Source organism: Paraglaciecola sp. IT1134, assembly GCF_058068185.1.
Genome location: NZ_CM176486.1, coordinates 1,549,971 through 1,567,624 on the forward strand (window position 1 = coordinate 1,549,971; position 17,654 = coordinate 1,567,624).

Genomic DNA, 17,654 nt, shown 5'->3' on the forward strand with positions numbered 1-17,654 from the left:
ATCATGTCAGTAAAATCTATTAATTATGTTGACGTACCGCAACAACTAAAAAGCGGTGATTCAGTTTTTCCTCGAGTGGTACTTAACAATGGCGCGATAAAAACGCTTGACGATTGTGCTGCATGGATAGAAAAACACAAAACCGAGCTTGAAGCCGAGCTAAAAGAATCCGGAGCCATATTATTCCGTGGTTTTCCCCTTGATTCAGCAGAAACCTTTGATGAATTTTCAAATGCCTTCGGCTACCCAAATTTCACTTACAAAGAATCATTGTCAAACGCGGTGCGTATTAACTTCACTGAGCGTGTATTTACCGCTAATGAAGCCCCTAAACACGTAGAAATATTTTTACACCACGAAATGGCCCAAACACCTATTTCGCCGAGCAAGGTTTTCTTTTTCTGCAAAACCGCCGCTGATGAGGGCGGAGCAACGCCTTTATGCCGTTCTGATCTGCTGTTTGCAGAGCTTAAATCACGAGCGCCGCAATTGGCTGAAGACTTCACCCATAAAGGTCTGAAGTACACCACCCACATGCCGGCTGAAAATGACACGTTGTCTGGTCAGGGGCGTAGCTGGAAAAGTACTCTAAGTGTTGATACACAACAAGCCGCAGAAACCAAGTTAGCTGACCTGGGATACAGTTGGTTATGGACAGATGACGGTGGTTTAAAAGCCACGACTCCAGTATTACCTGCGGTGGTTAAACTGCCCAATGGCAAAGAAGTTTTTTACAATCAGTTAATTGCTGCGTTTATGGGCTGGAAAGGTGTACGCGAAAACCCTTCAAGCGCTATTACCTTTGGTGATGGTAGTGCCATCCCTGTTGAAGGTTTGCAACTGGCCACAGATTTAGCCAAAGACTACACCTTTGACTTGCCATGGCAGGACGGTGATGTGGCCTTGGTAGATAACTACATGAGCATGCATGGCCGTCGTCCTTATTCAGGAGAGCGTAAGCGTGAGGTTCTCGTCGCTTTAGCCATGAACTAAACCTAAACACAGTCCACCTTAATTTCAGGTAGCGATATATATGCATAAGATAAAAACTTTGTTACCTGGCATTATGGTGGCAACAATTGTGGGTTTGGCAGCGCTTTTTCTGAGCGAACATTACGGTGCGCCTGCCATGTTATTTGCTTTGTTGCTGGGCATCGCTATGTCCTTTTTGCATCAAGGCACGCAATGTAAGTCAGGTATAGAGTTTACCGCCAGTACCGTACTGCGTATTGGTGTTGCGTTACTTGGCTTGCGAATAGCCTTTGGTGATCTATTAGCACTTGGCTGGAAAACAGGTTTGCTGTTAGTCGTTGCCATTATGAGCACCATTTTGTTTGGCGTGGTGTTGGCTAAAGCGTTCGGTTTACAAAAGCGGTTTGGCGTGCTTACAGGGGGCGCAGTGGGCATTTGCGGTGCATCTGCGGCCATGGCGATTGCTGCTGTGTTGCCTGAAAGTAAAGACAAAGATCGCGATACATTGCTGACTATTATCGGCGTGACCGCACTATCAACAATGGCTATGGTACTCTATCCCATTATTGCCGGTATCCTTGGTTTGGACGAAACTGCTACCAGTATTTTCCTTGGCGGCACCATTCACGATGTCGCCCAAGTTGTGGGGGCAGGTTATTCGGTGTCTGAACAAACCGGCGTATTAGCGACCCTTACCAAACTTGTGCGTGTGGCCTTATTGATGCCCGTAGTGCTGTGTATTTTGTTAGTTTTTCGCCTGAATCTAGACAAAACCAGCCAGCTTAAAACACCAGGTATTCCGTTGTTTTTAATCGGTTTTGTTATTTTAATGAGCATTAATAGCCTGGTCGACTTGCCTGATACATTGACCAAAATATCTGGCGATATCTCACGCTTTGCACTGGTTATTGCCATCGCCGCCATTGGCATGAAATCCAATTTAAGTCAGCTGCTTACGGTCGGCTTCAAACCTATCTTATTGTTAGTGCTGGAAACCGTATGGATTGCAGGTTTAATATTAGTTTGTATTCCTTATCTTTAAATTTTTCTAAATGGGGTGATGTCATGAAATCAATACAGGCTAACATTATTTCGACTGTTTCTTCTGCCGATGTTTCTGCGGCAATTTCCAATAATTCAAGCACCGAGCTATCTTCAACTTTTTCCTCTGATTCTTCTACAGACACTTATTCCACTCGGGCTTCAGGGAGTGGGCAGCCTGCTCAAGTTGCCTCTGCGCACTCTGATCAAAGTGATGTGCAAAACGGGCGCAGTGTTTTATCAAGACGTCGTTTTTTAATGGGTATCGGCACCTTTGGCGCACTTACCGGAGCACAAACCCTGTTAGCGCCAATATTACCCTCGGGCATGATTTCCAGCGCCTTTGCCCAAACGAGCGACCCATCTACCATTATCGGTAAGAGCGCTGGGCTGGTGGTGTTGAATGATCGACCGATTAACGCTGAAACACCGGCACATATGCTTGATGACAAGATAACCAAAGCGGAAAACATGTTTGTGCGCAACAATGGGATCCCGCCCAGCGACATTGATGTGAACAACTGGGTGTTAACCATAGAAGGCGAGTCAGCACAGCAAACCAAGCAATATTCCCTCGATGATCTTAAGCAGAAGTTTACCCACCACAGCTACCAGCTCACGCTAGAGTGCGGTGGTAATGGCCGGGCGGAATTTAGCCCGGGTGCCAAAGGCAATCAGTGGACGACAGGCGCGGTGGCATGCCCTAAGTGGACTGGCGTGCGCCTGGCGGATGTGCTCAAAGACGTGGGCATCAAAGATGATGCTGTGTACATAGGTTATTACGGCAAAGACACACACATCAGTGGTGACCCAAGCAAAGAAGCAATCTCCCGTGGCGTGCCCATTAACAAAGCGCTTGAAGATGAAAACCTCCTCGCCTGGGCGATGAACGATGCTGATATCCCCTTTATGAATGGCCACCCGTTACGCTTAGTCATAGGCGGCTGGCCAGCATCCACTTCTGGCAAGTGGCTTGAGCGCATCATAATACGTGACCGGGTACACGACGGTGCAAAAATGGCGGCCCCAGCTTATCGCGTTCCCTGTGAGCCCGTGGCTCCAGGCAGTAAAGTGGCAGATGAAGATATGTGTATTATTCACGCTATGCCGGTCAAGTCGTTAATTACTTACCCAAAATCGGGTGAGAGTCACAAAAAAGATGAGCAATTTACTGTACGTGGCCATGCCTGGGCAGGGGATAAAGCCGTTCGTGATGTGCACCTTTCAGTCGATTTTGGCCAAACCTGGCAATCCGCCTCCTTAGAAAAGCCAGTGAATCGCAATGCATGGCAACACTGGCACAGTCAAATTCGTTTTCCGACCAAGGGTTATTTTGAAGTGTGGGCGAGGGCGACCGATAATGACAGCGTGAGTCAGCCGATGATACTGCCTGGTTGGAACCCTAAGGGGTATTTAAACAACGCCTGTCATCGCGTTGCTGTGCAGGTGGTGTAGCCATGGCGACATCACTTATCACAAAGCAAAAATGTCTGACGCTATGGGCAAGTATGTTTGCTCTGCTAATTGTGGTTTTATTGGTTCCGATGAGGTCAATCGCAGAAACCGACAACGCAGATGGCAAGAACGACCCTACGTCAGGCTTGGTGATCAAGCCGGGTTTTGAAACCGTGCGGGCTCATTGTACTGCGTGTCATTCCGCTAAGTTGGTCACGCAAAACCACATGAGTCGAGAGCGCTGGTTAAGCACTATTCGCTGGATGCAGAAAACGCAAAACTTGTGGCCTTTGCCAAAAGAGGAACAAATCCTCGATTACTTGAGTGCTAATTACGGCGAACGCACTACCGGGCGCCGGGCCCCGTTACCGGCGAATTTAATGCCAGCAAAGCAGGTTAAGTAGCCAGCCGTATTGTCAGGCGAGCGGTTCCAAATGCTATGCCCATTCCAATAAAAAGACCTAGTGTGACTAGCCTTTTTTTATGAACAGAAAGTATGTGCGGAGATTTAACTTTTAGACCTCATTCTCTTGCCACGTTAGGGAACGGTAGATCGTAAACTAGATCTTGCACCCGATTAGGTGCAGCGCGAAAGGATTGCTCGATTTTTAACTTAGCCGCCAACATCTCTTCAAACAACATAAAGTGGCGTAACAGGCACTCGTCCAGTTCATCGGTTTCATCTATCCAGGTTTCTTTTAAAAATGGGGTGAGCGACGCTGCTGCATGGGCATACATAATAATTTGCCATTTTAAATCCCACATGCGTATTTGTGCATCTGGAAAGTCATTGTTGTGCGCATTCACCAGACCTTCAACGAAGTTTTCGATTTCATCGCCACTGTCAATAAAATAGTCCAGCAAAGTATCTTCTTGGCGTACCGCGTCAGCTATTAACTGAATGGGCTGCTTGAAGGTCATCATGTAAGCCAACATGCGTTTTGCAAATTCGAAAAGCTTTACGTTTGACGGATATTCTTGGGGCATATTTTGATACACCACAGCGACATATTTGACAATAAAGTCATGCAGGTCATCGCTAATGTTATGCCAAATTTTTTCTTTACTACCAAAATGATGACGAATTAGGCTGTGAGATACGCCCGCTTTTTCGCTAATATTTCTAAGGGAAACACGCTCATATCCCAGCTCACAGAAAAGCTCTGCGGCGATCTGTAAGATCTCAGCTTTGGTTTGCTGTGCATCTTCGGCACTTCTTCGACCCTGCTTTCTTTCACTCATAATTTTTCTTCTTAATGGCTAACAACACTGTTTTAGCAAATCTTACCAAGGTTTTCATCTTTATATTGTCCAGGTGGTAAATAATAGTTGATCTTGAACCAAGTATCAATATACTGCACGTCCGTACAGTAAATAGCTGTGCAACCGGTTAATAAAATAGAGATTAGAGTAATGCGAAGTAAAAACTTACATCACATCGTCGGCTTGATAGGGGCCATACTGCTAATAGGTGGGGGTCTTTCTGGGTGTGATAACGTGAACTCCCAGGAAGTGAATACCATTATCAAGCCGGTTAAACTGGCAAAAGTACCGGATCTGAACAATCAACATGCTGACAGTTTTATCGCCAAGTTAGATGCCACTGAGCGGGCTGTGCTGTCATTTAATGTGGCGGGCGAAATTGCATCTAACATGCCGCGCATGGGTAAACAGGTTAAAAAGGGCGAGGTACTGGCCTACCTTGATCCCACGGATTATCAACTTGCCTTAGATGCACGCCAAGCTGAGTACGATTTGGTAAAGACCCAATATCAAAGGGCAACAAAGCTAATAAAAGATACCTTGATTAGCACAGATCAATTCGAGCAGAGTGAAACCAATTTTAAAGTTGCCCAGGCAAAGTTAGCACAGGCGAAAACTGACTTAACCTATACAGAAATCGTAGCGCCATTTGATGGCATTGTGTCATTGACCAATGCAGAATCTCATCAAGTGGTTGCAGCAAACCAGGCCATCTTGAAAGTCCTCAATAATTCGGTGATGGATGTGATTTTTACAGTGCCTGTGAGTTATGTGGCGAAATACAGCGTCGATAAAATCAGTCGATCAAACGTGTGGGTGACCATGGACGCCAAACGTGGCTTTAAGATCGATGCCCGCTTTAAAGAAATATCTACCCAGCCGAATCAAGACACCAATAGTTATACCGCACGGGTGACGATCCGTCGCCCCGCTGATTTAACTCTACTTTCAGACATGACTGGCCAAGTTCATTTATCTAACGATGACCAAGCGGCGTTATTTAGCCTGCCAGATACTGCATGGATCAGTCGAACAGCTGAGCAGGGGTACCTATGGAGATTCGACGAGTCAGAACAGTGGGTGACAAAGGTCGCCGTGTTTTTAGACGACCAAGGTAATATCACTGGCGGCTTAAAGCAGGGAGATTTGGTGGTTGAAACGGGCATTCAAGGACTGAGTGAAGGACAGCGCGTCAAAGCCTGGGTTGAAGAGGGGGGAATTTAATGAACATGACTAAATATATGTTTATTGGTTTGGCCTTGTTTGGCGCTGGGGCTTGCACACCCAATATTGAACATAGGAAAAGACCGCCTTTGGTGGTGGATACCATTCACGTGGCGGCCCCCATTGAAACGAAGTTTCGTACCTTTAATGGCCAAGTTGTACCGCCAGAATTAACGCCATTGGCGTTTCGCTTAGAAGGCGAGATAATGGACGTGATAGTGCAAGAGGGCGATGACGTCAAAAAAGGACAGGTGCTGGCGATCCTTGATGATGCCCGACTTAAACAAACCTTGAATGACGCCCAGGCAAAACTCGATTTAGTTTCTCGCCAATTAGAAAGAGGTAAAGAGCTGCGCGCCAGAGAAATGATTTCCACATCTGAGTTAGATGAGTTACAAGCAAACTACAGCCTCGCCGTGGCAAATGCCAATTTAGCCCAAGTCCGCTTGGGTTATACGCGTTTAATGTCACCGGTCGATGGTGTTGTATCCCAAGTGGTGAAACAAGATTTCGAGCGCACGGGCGCCGGTGAAACCGTACTGAGTCTTTATCAAAGCCAGGATGTGTACGTTGAAATTTCCGTATCTGATTCGGTGCTGACACGCTTAAAGCCATTGTTAACCCATGAAAGTTATCGACCAATAGCACACTTTAGCGGTCACCAAGGTGACTTTTCTCTTAGGTATTTAGAACATACCAGTGAGCTAACGCCTCAAACTCAGACCTATCAATTTTGGATGAAAATGACCCAAGTGTCGCCTCGTATTCTGCCGGGTACCAATGTGCAGGTGAGTATTGATATGGTCAAGTCAGAAATGACCTTACCCCAGGGTTACCAGTTACCTATGACTGCTATCGATAGCACCCGGGTTCATGGTCAGTTTAAGGTATGGAAGATACAAGACGGCAAAATCCTTGCAGTGCCAGTGGAAGTCGGCGAGGTTAATTCCAATGGCGTCATTGTTCTCAGTGGAATACGCGAAGGTGATGTACTGGCCAATTCAAATCTACGTAAATTACGCCAAAACATGACCCTAGCAGGTGCGACACTGTGAATATCGCTGAGTACTCTATTAAACACAAAGTCATTAGTTGGTTGTTTCTGGTTATTCTAACCTTAGGTGGTATTTCTGCATTTAATGGTTTAGGTCGCCTTGAAGATCCGGCTTTCACACTCAAAGATGCGTTGATTATTTCTACTTATCCGGGGGCGACGCCACAAGAAGTGGAAGAGGAGCTGACGTATCCATTGGAAAAAGAAATACGTCAGTTGCCCTACATTGACAACATTACTTCTATTTCTTCCAACGGTATGTCCCAACTAAAAATCAGTATGAAGTCGATTTACGGGCCTGAAATTTTGCCGCAAATTTGGGATGAGATGCGCCGTAAAATCAATGATATTCGTCCTACCTTGCCCTCAGGTGTGAGTTCATTGCAGATCCTGGATGATTTTGGTGATGTGTTCGGCATTATGCTCATGATCACCGGGGACGGTTTTGGTCCAGTAGAACTCAAACGATACGCTGATCAACTCAGGCGTGAGCTCGAGCTGGTGCAAGGGGTGGGTAAAGTGTCTATTGCCGGTGACCAACAAGAGCAGTTATTTATTGAGGTATCCTTACAACGACTCACGTCACTGAATCTGGATATGAGTACCATTACTGGTTTGCTTAATCAGCAAAATAGCGTGCAAAAATCCGGTCAGGTGATGGTTAATGGTCAATCTTTGATCATCCGCCCTAGTGGTACTATGAGCTCGGTTGATGAACTGGAAAACTTGATTATTCATGGCCGTGATACAGGCAACCTGATACGCCTCAAAGATGTGGCTAAGGTCACACGAGGTATAGCCGAGCGCCCCGGTAATGTGGTGACATTCAATGGCAGTCAAGCGATTAGCTTAGCGATTTCCTTCGCCCCGGGGGTGAATGTAGTGGAGATCGGCGCGCATATTGAAAAAGAGTTTGAAATTCTGCAGAGCATCAAACCTGCAGGTGTGCAGTTGAATTATTTTTACAATCAGTCCGCTGAGGTTGACAAATCAATACAGGATTTTGTGATCAGCTTGGCTGAGGCCGTGGCCATAGTGATCATCGTACTGCTGTTTGCCATGGGGCTGCGTAGCGGGATCATTATCGGTACAGTTTTACTATTGACCGTGTTTGGCACCTTTATGCTCATGAGTTACAGCGGCATCGAGTTACACCGAATTTCCCTTGGTGCACTGATTATTGCGCTAGGTATGTTGGTTGATAATGCCATAGTGGTAGTAGAAGGGATCTTGGTGGGGCTTAAAAAAGGACGCACCAAGTTGCAAGCGTCGGTGGATATTGTCAAGCAAACCCAGTGGCCGTTGCTCGGTGCTACGGTTATTGCGATCACCGCTTTTGCGCCTATAGGTTTATCAGAAGACGCTTCCGGTGAATTCATGGGATCGCTGTTTTGGGTGCTGTGTTATTCCTTGTTCTTGAGTTGGATAACAGCCCTCACGCTGACGCCATTTTTAGCCAATATATTGCTTAAAGAAAACAAAGATGGCACCGGTGCTGATAATGCCAATAACGAAGAGACCGATGCTTATAAAGGAGCCTTGTTTGTGGTGTTTGGCTCAATGCTCAGATTCGCTCTGCGTTTTCGTTGGGTTACGGTAGCCAGCATGGTGGCGCTGCTAGTGGTCGCGATGATAGGCTTTGGCAACGTCAAGCAGTCATTTTTTCCTGCCTCCAATACACCTATGTTCCATGTGGATATGTGGATGCCTCAAGGCACGGATATCCAACAAACCGTCAAACAAAGTGCACAAGTTGAGGCCTACTTGGGGGAAATCGATCATGTTGAGTTTGTGGCCTCGTCGGTGGGACAGGGGATGCAACGTTTTATGCTGACCTATCAGCCTGAGCAAAGTTACGCCGCGTTTGCCCAGATGACAGTGCGTGCCGATAGCAGAGAACACATGTTTGCCTTGCTTGATGGCCTTGAAGCTAATTTGAACAAGCAATTCAGCCAGCCGATGTTTCGTATCCGCGTAATGGAATTTGGCCCAACACCGGCATCCAAAATTGAAGCGCGGCTCACCGGCTCCGATCCGCAAATCTTGCGTGATATTGCACGGCAAGTTGAAGATATTTTTCAGGCTGATCCGGGGGCTCGTAATATTCGCCACAATTGGCGAGAACGCACCAAAGAACTCGTGCCACAGTTCAATGAATCAAAGGCGCGCCGTCTGGGTATTTCAAAACAAGATTTGTCGGAGACCCTGCAAATGGCGTTTGGCGGCAAAACCATTGGTATAATCCGGGATGGCACTCACATGTTGCCAGTTATTGCGCGTTTACCCGAGCAGGAGCGAGTAGATTTCGAATCCCTAGCCAATCTGAATATATGGAGCCCATCGTTACAAACTTATATTCCTGTTGAACAAGTGATCGACGGAGTTGAAATGGATTGGAACGAACCACTGATTTTGCGCCGAGACCGGAAGCGCACCCTGACGGTAATGGCCGATCATGATGTACTTGGGGATGAAACCGCCGCCGCCTTATTTGCCCGCCTAAGACCAAAAGTGGAGATTTTACCCATACCCGATGGCTATCAGATTTCGTGGGGCGGGGAATATGAGTCTACCAACAAGGCGCAAGGAGCCATGTTTAAATCTTTACCGCTTGGCGCATTAGTGATGTTTATTATCACGGTCTTTTTATTCAATTCTGTGCGTCAGCCTTTGGTGATCTGGCTTACTGTACCTTTAGCTATCATCGGTGTGTCGGTGGGGTTATTAGCCACGGGTATGCCATTTAGCTTTACCGCGTTACTTGGTTTACTCAGTTTAAGCGGCATGATCCTTAAAAACGGCATAGTGTTGATGGATCAAATCAATATCGAGTTGCGTTCAGGAAAACAAGCTTATGACGCGGTGTTTGATAGTGCTATCAGTCGCGTTCGCCCAGTGAGTATGGCGGCCATGACCACCGTTTTAGGCATGATCCCATTAATGTTTGATGCATTCTTTGGTTCAATGGCGATTACAATCATGGCAGGATTGAGTTTTGCAACGGTATTGACCCTGATAGTGGTGCCTGTGTTATTTGCAATTTTCTACAAGGTCAAACCTGAGCCGAACTGAAAGACTTAATCGGGCAACATTTAGCAGTCTTCTTGGGCACTTTTGGCCCTACATATGCCGGGCCTTTTTTAGTTTGCAAACGAAGGGTTAATCAGACCGTAAATGTTGCAGAATTTCGCAATCTTTAATCTGCTTATTCTCACAGCAATTCGCCAGGGCTTGCAGATTCTGCTCGAGTTGTTGCAACTCATACTGGGCGATATGGATTTGTTCGAGTTGTTGGGAAATTAATGCGTCTACTTGTGCGCAAGGGGCGTTTCCATCGCTTTGCACGGCGACGAGCCTTTTAATGTCAGCCAGTGGCATACGCAGTTCTTTACAGCGACGAATGAAATTTAACGATGCTACATCTTTTGTTTGGTAATGGCGGTAGCCATTATCGCCACGCTTTGCCTCGGGTAACAAACCAATGTCTTCGTAATAGCGGATCGTTTTAGGGTTTACCCCGGTAACAATCGCCAATTGTTTTATTTGCATGAGTGGTTGACCTTCCTGTAACTGGAAGCTTTATTCTACGCCTAATGAATATTAAAGTAACGAGAACCCCATGAGTGAATGCTGCGGCGTCAATGCCCAAGATAAAGAACAACGTACCTTATTGTGGACAGTACTGGTGCTTAACGGTGGCATGTTTTTTGTGGAATTTATCGCCGGTTGGCTGGCACAATCCAGTGGGCTAATGGCCGACTCACTCGATATGTTTGCGGATGCCATGGTGTACATGGTTGGCTTATATGCCGTGGGAAAAGCTATCCAGTATAAAGCTAAAGCGGCATTGTTTAACGGTAGTTTACAGTTGCTGTTGGCCGGGTTCATTATGCTTGATGTGGTGCAGCGCTTATTTCTTGGCAGCGAGCCTCAAACTCAGGTGATGTTGTGGATCTCGCTTTTAGCATTGGCGGTGAATTTGTTCTGCTTTATTTTGCTGTCACGCTACCGTGCGGGTGACATTAATATGCGGGCCAGTTGGATTTGTTCGCGTAATGACATGATTGCTAACGTCGGCGTGATTGTATCTGCTGGGCTGGTGATTTGGCTCGACTCAGCGATCCCGGATTTAGTGATAGCAACGATTATTGCTCTGGTGATCGTGCAGTCATCACTGAAAATCGTCAAAGAGTCCAAAGTGATGCTCAAAGGCGAGGATAAACCTAAGTCGTCGTGCTGCGGCTAGTTGTTCGGCCATGTTGAAACAAAAAAGCGACTCGAAAACAGTCGCTTTTTTGGATGTTTAGACATACACCCTAAGGCATTAATCGTAATTGGTCTGTGCATTACCTTTGTAGGCGTCGGACCTGTGCCCTTCTGAAAGCGATAAAATAATCGCATCAAGCTTGTTTAGCAGCGCAATAGATTCGGCTGTAAAACACCCACCTATCACCACCAGACTTGGATCAGTTAACTCACCAAGCTTATTTAGGGCTTTTTGCACTAAACTACTTTTCACCACGTTTTTTCTGTCGTGGGGAAAAGTGATTAAGGTCGAAGTATCTTCGAGCTGTGACTCACAACTCATAGCTAACTTCTTGTATTCGGTTGGCACACGCTCTTTAACCAAAAGCGAATCCAAATTTTTCTGAATGTGAAATTTCATAATTAATTAATAGATCATCTATAAAAAGTAACAACGTTGCGGTGCGACGTCAGTATATGTACTACTCATTCGGAACGCAAAGGAGTAAAGCACACGATTTTAAGCTAAATAATTGAATTCAAAATGCTTATTTACTCGAACATGTGATGATTAAAGGCCGATTATAGTTAAAGTTGCCCTAGTCGCAAATGGAATTAATCGATTGTTGCATATTTGTTCAACAATGTCCGTTGTACTTGCTTGTTGGACATAAAAAAAGGGCGCTTAATTAAGCGCCCCACACACACATAAAATTGCGATTTTGGTTAGAACTTTGCCCGCAGTTGCACACCGAAGTAACGATCCGCATCACGGGGGACTTGATAACGAAAGCCATCACCGCTATAGCTGGTGAAATACTTTTCATCCGTCAAGTTCTTAGCAATTAGCGAAATACGATATGCATCATCATTGAAGGCGAACGCGATACTCGCATTAAGTAATGCGTAGTCCGGTAATAACACCGCAGGACTAAAATTACCTATGTTGTCGGGTAAAGTGGCTTGTTGCTCATCGGTATAAACATAATTAGCGTTCCAGATAATATCCATGTCATCAAGCATCATTACGTAATCAGCACCGAGTGAATATTTTAGATCTGGTGAAAAGGGAACATCCAATCCAGAACGGCCTGTGCACTCATTTTCATCTTTATCACTTGGACAGAAAAACTCATCAATTTCCGCATCGATTTTGGCTAATCCGGCTGTCAATGTCAGATCATCTGTGGCTTGCCAGACAAGATCAAACTCTATTCCCTGGGTAGAAACATTACCGGCATTAGTTAAGCGCGTGATAGTTACCCCTGTTGAGTTATCAAAGTTATTGGCTTGAAAACCTTCAATTTCTGTTTTGAAAATAGCAGCATTGAACATAAAGTTATTAGACGCAAACTTATAGCCCAATTCATAGGCATCAGACGTTTCCTCAGCAATAGGCAAGGTGTCATTTGGCGCCATGTTATAAAAGACATTAAAACCTGGTCCTTTATAACCCTGCGCATACGTGGTGTAGACCATGCCAGCATCGCCAAGATCATACTGAGCACCGAGTTTAACCGATGTATTGGTTTTACTGGTTCCGCCTGAAAAGTTAGTGTTTTCTGTTGCTGGTCTTACCCCAACACCGCGACGTCCGTAAGGATCGTTGCTAACACGTGTATGGATAAAATCCACTTGGTCATCAGTATAACGCATACCAAAGAGGAGTCTGAAGTCTTCTGTGAAGTGATATTTGCCATCGCCAAACAATGCCCAGTTCACAAATTCTGTTTTCATGAATGCCGTCGCACTAACAATGTCATTGGCATTACAACTTAAGCCTTCACTGGCAATAAAATCAGTGACTTGCTGATCGTCGGGATTGTTGATACCCAATTCAGTGTTTAAATAATTAGAAATGGCGTCAGCGAATTGTCCTCCGTTATTTTGACAACTGGCGTCACGGGTAAAGTTACGATCCGAGTCCATTTTCCAGAAAAAAGCACCGGCTTGCCAATCTAACTTTTCACCTATCGGTGAGGCAATTCTCAACTCCTGAGAAAATTGACGCCAGGTTTGCGGGCCAACATCGTGGAGTTGAAAAGGCACCCCAAAAACTTCTTCATTTGAATCCCCGGCTATAGACGTAAAATCACCTTCGCGAAACTCAGTATTATCCCATTCTCTGTAAGCGGTGATTGACGTTAATGAATGCTCACCCAATTCAGTATCAAATTGCACGGAAAATGCGGTGGTCTTATCAATTGTGCGTGATTCGAAATCATGGTCAATTTTTCGTTGATTTAAGTCTAAATCGGCCACGCCGTCAACGATACCATTACTGTTTGGAGCCGCGGCTGAATCTGGATTACGTCCACTCGGTAGGCCTTCAATATCGGCACAACAATCATCGTTTGACTCTGCACTTTCGAAGATGAACAACATACTGCTGTCTTCGCTAACGTCCACGTCAAGCATCGCTCTAAAGCCTTGCTTGTCGTAACCATTCACTTGCTCGTTGTTATAAACGTTATAGATATTTCCATCAAAAGCCGACTTAGTGACAATTAAGCTGCCTGCAGCATTATCACCAATTTCACCTTGAATTTTTGCTTTTAAGCGATACTCATTGTCTTGAAACATTGTTGCTTCAAGCATTCCCTCAGTATCTCCAGAAGGGCGTTTTGTGGTAATATTTACTACGCCCGCTGAGGCATTTTTACCGAATAATGTGCCTTGTGGGCCACGCAATACCTCGATACGTTCTAAATCGTATAGATCAGTAAAGGCCTGGCCTGATCGACCCAGTACCACACCATCAACCACAGTTGACACGCTAGGCTCAGCGGCCACACTAAAGGAAATTGTACCGATCCCTCTGATAGTTATCGCAGAATTTCGACTGGTGGTGCCTTTTTTGAAGCTCACTGATGGGACCAGACTTTGCAGGCTTTCAAAACTGCTTGAAAAGGCCGAATCAATTTGACCACCGCTAATCACGGAAACAGCAACCGGTACTTCAGACAGGCGCTCAACTCTTTTTTGTGCGGTAACAGTTATTTGTTCGAAGCCTTTGTCTTCTGCTGGCGCCGCATCTTGTGCGTGGGCCGCGAAGCCGATTGTCATACACGTACCTATTGCAAGTGCGCGCGTGATAGCTGTGTGTAGTGTGCTAGCTTTTAGTAACATGGTGTTCCTCACGATTTCTATTTTGAGGTAAGTCCGATTTCATGAGCGACAAAATGCGATCTAAGTCTACTACGTTGGCTTACCATTCTTCATTTAATATTCGGTTTCACCCATGTAGGGAAATGGACAGGGTGAACACGTATAGAGTATCTTGTGTCAAACATTAGTTGTCTTATATAAGACAAAAGATAACTAAAACTTAACCATAAAGTTAAGCAATTGCAATCTTTTTGTTAAAAGATTTTATTTTTGGATTAATGTATCAGCCCAGGCGTCTCATCCTTGAATGTTCGGGCAAGTAAGGCATGTGAAGCAGTAAATGGGGATAAGGTTAGAGCGGCTTAGCACCGCAATAAATATAACTGATACATGTTAGTAACATCATTAGGGTGTTTTACTGGTGCATTGCGCCACTGAATTTTCTAAGAGGTTCAGCCAATCGCTGCCATAGTTATCTTCAAACCATTGGCGCATATTGCCAGCTGCATCTTTAAATGCCTGTTTTTCGTCGATGGTAGGGCGATAAACGGTGCCCCCGGCTTTTTCAAACAGCTTATATGAATTGGCTTCTTGGTTCGACACTAAATCATGGGCGGCTTTTTGCTGAAGCACAAAGCCTTGCTCGATGATTTGCTGAATGTCGCCGGGCAGCGATTGCCATACAGGCTCTGAGAACCACCACAAGGCCGCCATGTAAGAGTGCCCGTCGAGAACAATGTATTTCAAGTGTTCTTCTAATTTGGCCCCGATAATATCTTGAATGCCGTTTTTACTACCCTCGACCACGCCTGTCGCCAAGGCTGTATACAACTCAGCCCATGATACCGGCGTAGGGTTAGCACCCAATTGGCGAACGAGTTCTTGTTGAATTTTGGCCGGTGTGGTGCGGATCTTTTGGCCGGCTAAGTCATCGGGATGATGTATCGCTTTACTGGTGGTGGCGAAATTGCGCCAACCCCCAGTATTGGTGACACCCATCAGGCGAATATGCAAGTTTTGGCCTAACACTGTTTCTCGCATTTTACTTAAAATAGGCCCATCAAGCACACATTGGGCTTGTTTGTCGTTATCAAATACATAGGGTAAATCAAGAACCTGCGCAGGCGCGAAAAAGTTACCCGTACCCCCCGCCGTGGTAGGGAACATCTCCAATACCCCTTTTTGCAAGTTGCCAATACACTCTGGCACCCCCCCACAAAATTGTCCCGATGGATACAATTGCACCTGTACTCGGCCGTCACTGGTCTTTTCAACGTACTGCTTGAATGCTAATAAACCCACGTAGTCTTCATCCTGGGTTGACGCCTGTATGGCTGCTTTAATGGTAAATTCGGCCCGATCGGAATTTGAGTTAACAATACCGCTGACACAGGCCAGGGCAACTACAGCATAAATTGTAAGTAAAACAACGCGTTTTGTATTCATATCATGCAAACCCAAACAGACGAGGTAAGGTCATAGTGACCGCTGGAAAATAGGTGATAATGAAGATGACCAACACTTCTACCGCCAAAAAGGGCAGCATCTCATAAGCGATATTTTCGGCTTTCTCACCAGACACAGACGCGGCCACAAAGAGCACCAAACCCATGGGTGGGGTAGCCAGCCCAACGGTCAAATTAACACACATGATCACTGCAAAATGTAGAGGATCGATGCCTAATGTGATGAAAATAGGTGCCAACACCGGCCCCAAAATGAGTATTGCTGGGCCTGCATCTAAAAACATGCCAATGGCAAACAAAAACAAGTTAATGATCAGCAGCAACAACAGCACGTTATCGGTAATGCCGACGATCTCGCTGGCCAGCATATCGGCCATACCCGAGACGGTAATGATCCAGGCAAAGGTCACCGCAGAACCGACTAGTAATAAAATGGTCCCAGATTGCACCGCTGCATTAACTAAAATATGCGGTAACTTGTGAAATTTTAGGGTATTGGTGACAAACAGGGTAATGATAAGGGCATAACCTGCGGCGACGGCAGCAGCTTCAGTCGGCGTAAAGACCCCAAGTACAATGCCGCCAAGTAAAATAACCGGGGTCAGCAGCGGCAAAAAAGAACTTTTCAGGGCACTGCCACGCTCATGCCAAGTGGCTTTTTGATTGGCGACCGGGTAATTGCGTTTCTTGGCGATACGGCTGGTGACTATCATTAAACCGGCACAAATCAATAAACCGGGTGTGATGCCAGCTAAAAACATGCCGGCCACAGAAACGTTCATGATAAAGGCATAAAGGATCATTATGCCCGAGGGCGGAATAATCGGCCCAATAACCGAAGAGGCAGCGGTTACTGCAGCAGCAAAGCGGCGGCTGTAGCCATTTTCTTCCATGGCGGGAATAAGCATTTTGCCTAGAGCAGAGGTATCTGCTACCGCTGACCCAGACAACCCGGCAAAAAGTACCGATGACAAGATATTCACCTGAGCTAAACCACCACGGTAATGGCCAATTAACGTTTGGCTAAAACGCACAATCGCTTGAGTGATGCCGCCTTGATTCATCAACTCCCCCGCTAAAATGAAAAAGGGCACGGCCATAAGTGGAAAGGAATTCATGCCTGAATATAAGCGGGTTAACAGCGCAGAAAAAAACACCTGGTTTCCATCTAGCAGTAAGCTGACGCCAGGGCCAATCAACAAGGCAAATACCACAGGTGTACCGGCGGTTAACAAGAGAATGAAAACCCAAAAATAACTGATTGACATATTATTCTACTTCCATGGGGGGGATGGTTTGTGGGGTTAGATAGTCTTTGAGACAAAGCTGTTTAATCAGGTTTTCTATACCGACCAAAAACAACGCCGCAAACATTAAGGGTGCGCAAGCGTAAAAATAGGCGAGTTTGACGGGCATGGAAGAGGCATAAATTTCCATCCCCCCTTGCCAAAATGCGACGCTTTGCTTAAAAAACATGGCACTGATCACTATCACCAACAGGGTAATAATGATTTCTGTGGTGCGGCGTAACCCATCAGGCAGGGCATCGGCGAACATCTCGATGGAGACATTCAGGTTCTCGCGATAGGCCCAAGGGGCGACGAGACAAGCCACCCAGACCATAAGGTACTTGGCGAGCTCTTCGGTCCAGGCCAGTGAATCATTGAGAACATAACGATAAAAAACCTGGGCTAAAATCATCAGCAACATGGCGCTCAGTAACATGCCAGCGATATTTTTACCCAACGAACTCAGGGCATAATTGAGCTGCCCTAGTGGACGATTTAACGCCAATAGCCCTCGGCTGACAGCATTTTGCATTAGAT

At 45.9% G+C, this 17,654-nt stretch carries 15 protein-coding genes; 8 read left to right on the forward strand and 7 right to left on the reverse strand.

Features of this window, described 5'->3' with window-relative positions:
* Positions 1-3 precede the first annotated feature (3 nt).
* The 4 genes from AC3RV5_RS06710 to AC3RV5_RS06725 all read left to right on the forward strand — a co-directional run bounded on the left by AC3RV5_RS06710 (position 4) and on the right by AC3RV5_RS06725 (position 3,872).
* Complete coding sequence (locus AC3RV5_RS06710) at positions 4-993, forward strand: TauD/TfdA family dioxygenase (protein ID WP_489731182.1); 990 nt, start codon at positions 4-6, stop codon at positions 991-993.
* 40 nt (positions 994-1,033) lie between these two features.
* Positions 1,034-2,014: a YeiH family protein gene (locus AC3RV5_RS06715; protein ID WP_489731183.1), complete on the forward strand. Its 981-nt coding sequence runs from the start codon at positions 1,034-1,036 to the stop codon at positions 2,012-2,014.
* Positions 2,015-2,037: 23 nt separating this feature from the next.
* Positions 2,038-3,468, forward strand: coding sequence for a sulfite oxidase (locus tag AC3RV5_RS06720; RefSeq protein WP_489731184.1), 1,431 nt, complete (start codon positions 2,038-2,040; stop codon positions 3,466-3,468).
* Positions 3,469-3,557: 89 nt separating this feature from the next.
* Entirely contained in the window at positions 3,558-3,872 is a 315-nt protein-coding gene (locus tag AC3RV5_RS06725) for a hypothetical protein (RefSeq protein WP_489732107.1), read from the forward strand.
* A gap of 118 nt (positions 3,873-3,990) precedes the next feature.
* Here the strand turns inward: AC3RV5_RS06725 and AC3RV5_RS06730 are convergent, their stop codons facing one another.
* Positions 3,991-4,710, reverse strand: a complete 720-nt coding sequence (locus tag AC3RV5_RS06730; RefSeq protein ID WP_489731185.1) for a TetR/AcrR family transcriptional regulator — start codon at positions 4,708-4,710, stop codon at positions 3,991-3,993.
* A 171-nt stretch (positions 4,711-4,881) separates the two neighbouring features.
* On the opposite strand from AC3RV5_RS06730, the gene AC3RV5_RS06735 reads away from it, so the two are divergent.
* The 3 genes from AC3RV5_RS06735 to AC3RV5_RS06745 are packed head-to-tail and all read left to right on the forward strand — an operon-like array spanning position 4,882 to position 10,081.
* Positions 4,882-5,955 (forward strand): efflux RND transporter periplasmic adaptor subunit, encoded by a 1,074-nt coding sequence (locus AC3RV5_RS06735; protein WP_489731186.1) that lies wholly within the window; start codon positions 4,882-4,884, stop codon positions 5,953-5,955.
* Entirely contained in the window at positions 5,955-7,010 is a 1,056-nt protein-coding gene (locus AC3RV5_RS06740; RefSeq protein ID WP_489731187.1) for an efflux RND transporter periplasmic adaptor subunit, read from the forward strand. Before AC3RV5_RS06735 ends, AC3RV5_RS06740 begins: the two co-directional genes overlap by 1 nt.
* Positions 7,007-10,081: an efflux RND transporter permease subunit gene (locus AC3RV5_RS06745; protein ID WP_489731188.1), complete on the forward strand. Its 3,075-nt coding sequence runs from the start codon at positions 7,007-7,009 to the stop codon at positions 10,079-10,081. Before AC3RV5_RS06740 ends, AC3RV5_RS06745 begins: the two co-directional genes overlap by 4 nt.
* 87 nt (positions 10,082-10,168) lie before the next feature.
* Here the strand turns inward: AC3RV5_RS06745 and AC3RV5_RS06750 are convergent, their stop codons facing one another.
* The gene (locus tag AC3RV5_RS06750; RefSeq protein WP_489731189.1) at positions 10,169-10,558 is read right to left on the reverse strand and encodes a MerR family transcriptional regulator; all 390 of its coding nucleotides are present in this window, start codon (positions 10,556-10,558) and stop codon (positions 10,169-10,171) included.
* 70 nt (positions 10,559-10,628) lie between these two features.
* On the opposite strand from AC3RV5_RS06750, the gene AC3RV5_RS06755 reads away from it, so the two are divergent.
* Positions 10,629-11,255 (forward strand): cation diffusion facilitator family transporter, encoded by a 627-nt coding sequence (locus tag AC3RV5_RS06755; RefSeq protein WP_489731190.1) that lies wholly within the window; start codon positions 10,629-10,631, stop codon positions 11,253-11,255.
* Positions 11,256-11,333: 78 nt separating this feature from the next.
* Here AC3RV5_RS06755 and AC3RV5_RS06760 read toward each other — a convergent pair whose 3' ends face one another.
* The 5 genes from AC3RV5_RS06760 to AC3RV5_RS06780 all read right to left on the reverse strand — a co-directional run bounded on the left by AC3RV5_RS06760 (position 11,334) and on the right by AC3RV5_RS06780 (position 17,649).
* Positions 11,334-11,675: a hypothetical protein gene (locus AC3RV5_RS06760; protein WP_489731191.1), complete on the reverse strand. Its 342-nt coding sequence runs from the start codon at positions 11,673-11,675 to the stop codon at positions 11,334-11,336.
* 305 nt (positions 11,676-11,980) lie between these two features.
* A complete protein-coding gene (locus tag AC3RV5_RS06765; RefSeq protein WP_489731192.1) occupies positions 11,981-14,383 on the reverse strand; it encodes a TonB-dependent receptor in 2,403 nt (800 codons plus the stop codon).
* Between the two features lie 384 nt (positions 14,384-14,767).
* Complete coding sequence (locus AC3RV5_RS06770; protein ID WP_489731193.1) at positions 14,768-15,808, reverse strand: TRAP transporter substrate-binding protein; 1,041 nt, start codon at positions 15,806-15,808, stop codon at positions 14,768-14,770.
* 1 nt (position 15,809) lies between these two features.
* Positions 15,810-17,096, reverse strand: a complete 1,287-nt coding sequence (locus AC3RV5_RS06775) for a TRAP transporter large permease (RefSeq protein WP_489731194.1) — start codon at positions 17,094-17,096, stop codon at positions 15,810-15,812.
* Between the two features lies 1 nt (position 17,097).
* Positions 17,098-17,649 (reverse strand): TRAP transporter small permease, encoded by a 552-nt coding sequence (locus AC3RV5_RS06780; protein ID WP_489731195.1) that lies wholly within the window; start codon positions 17,647-17,649, stop codon positions 17,098-17,100.
* Between the last annotated feature and the right edge of the window lie 5 nt (positions 17,650-17,654).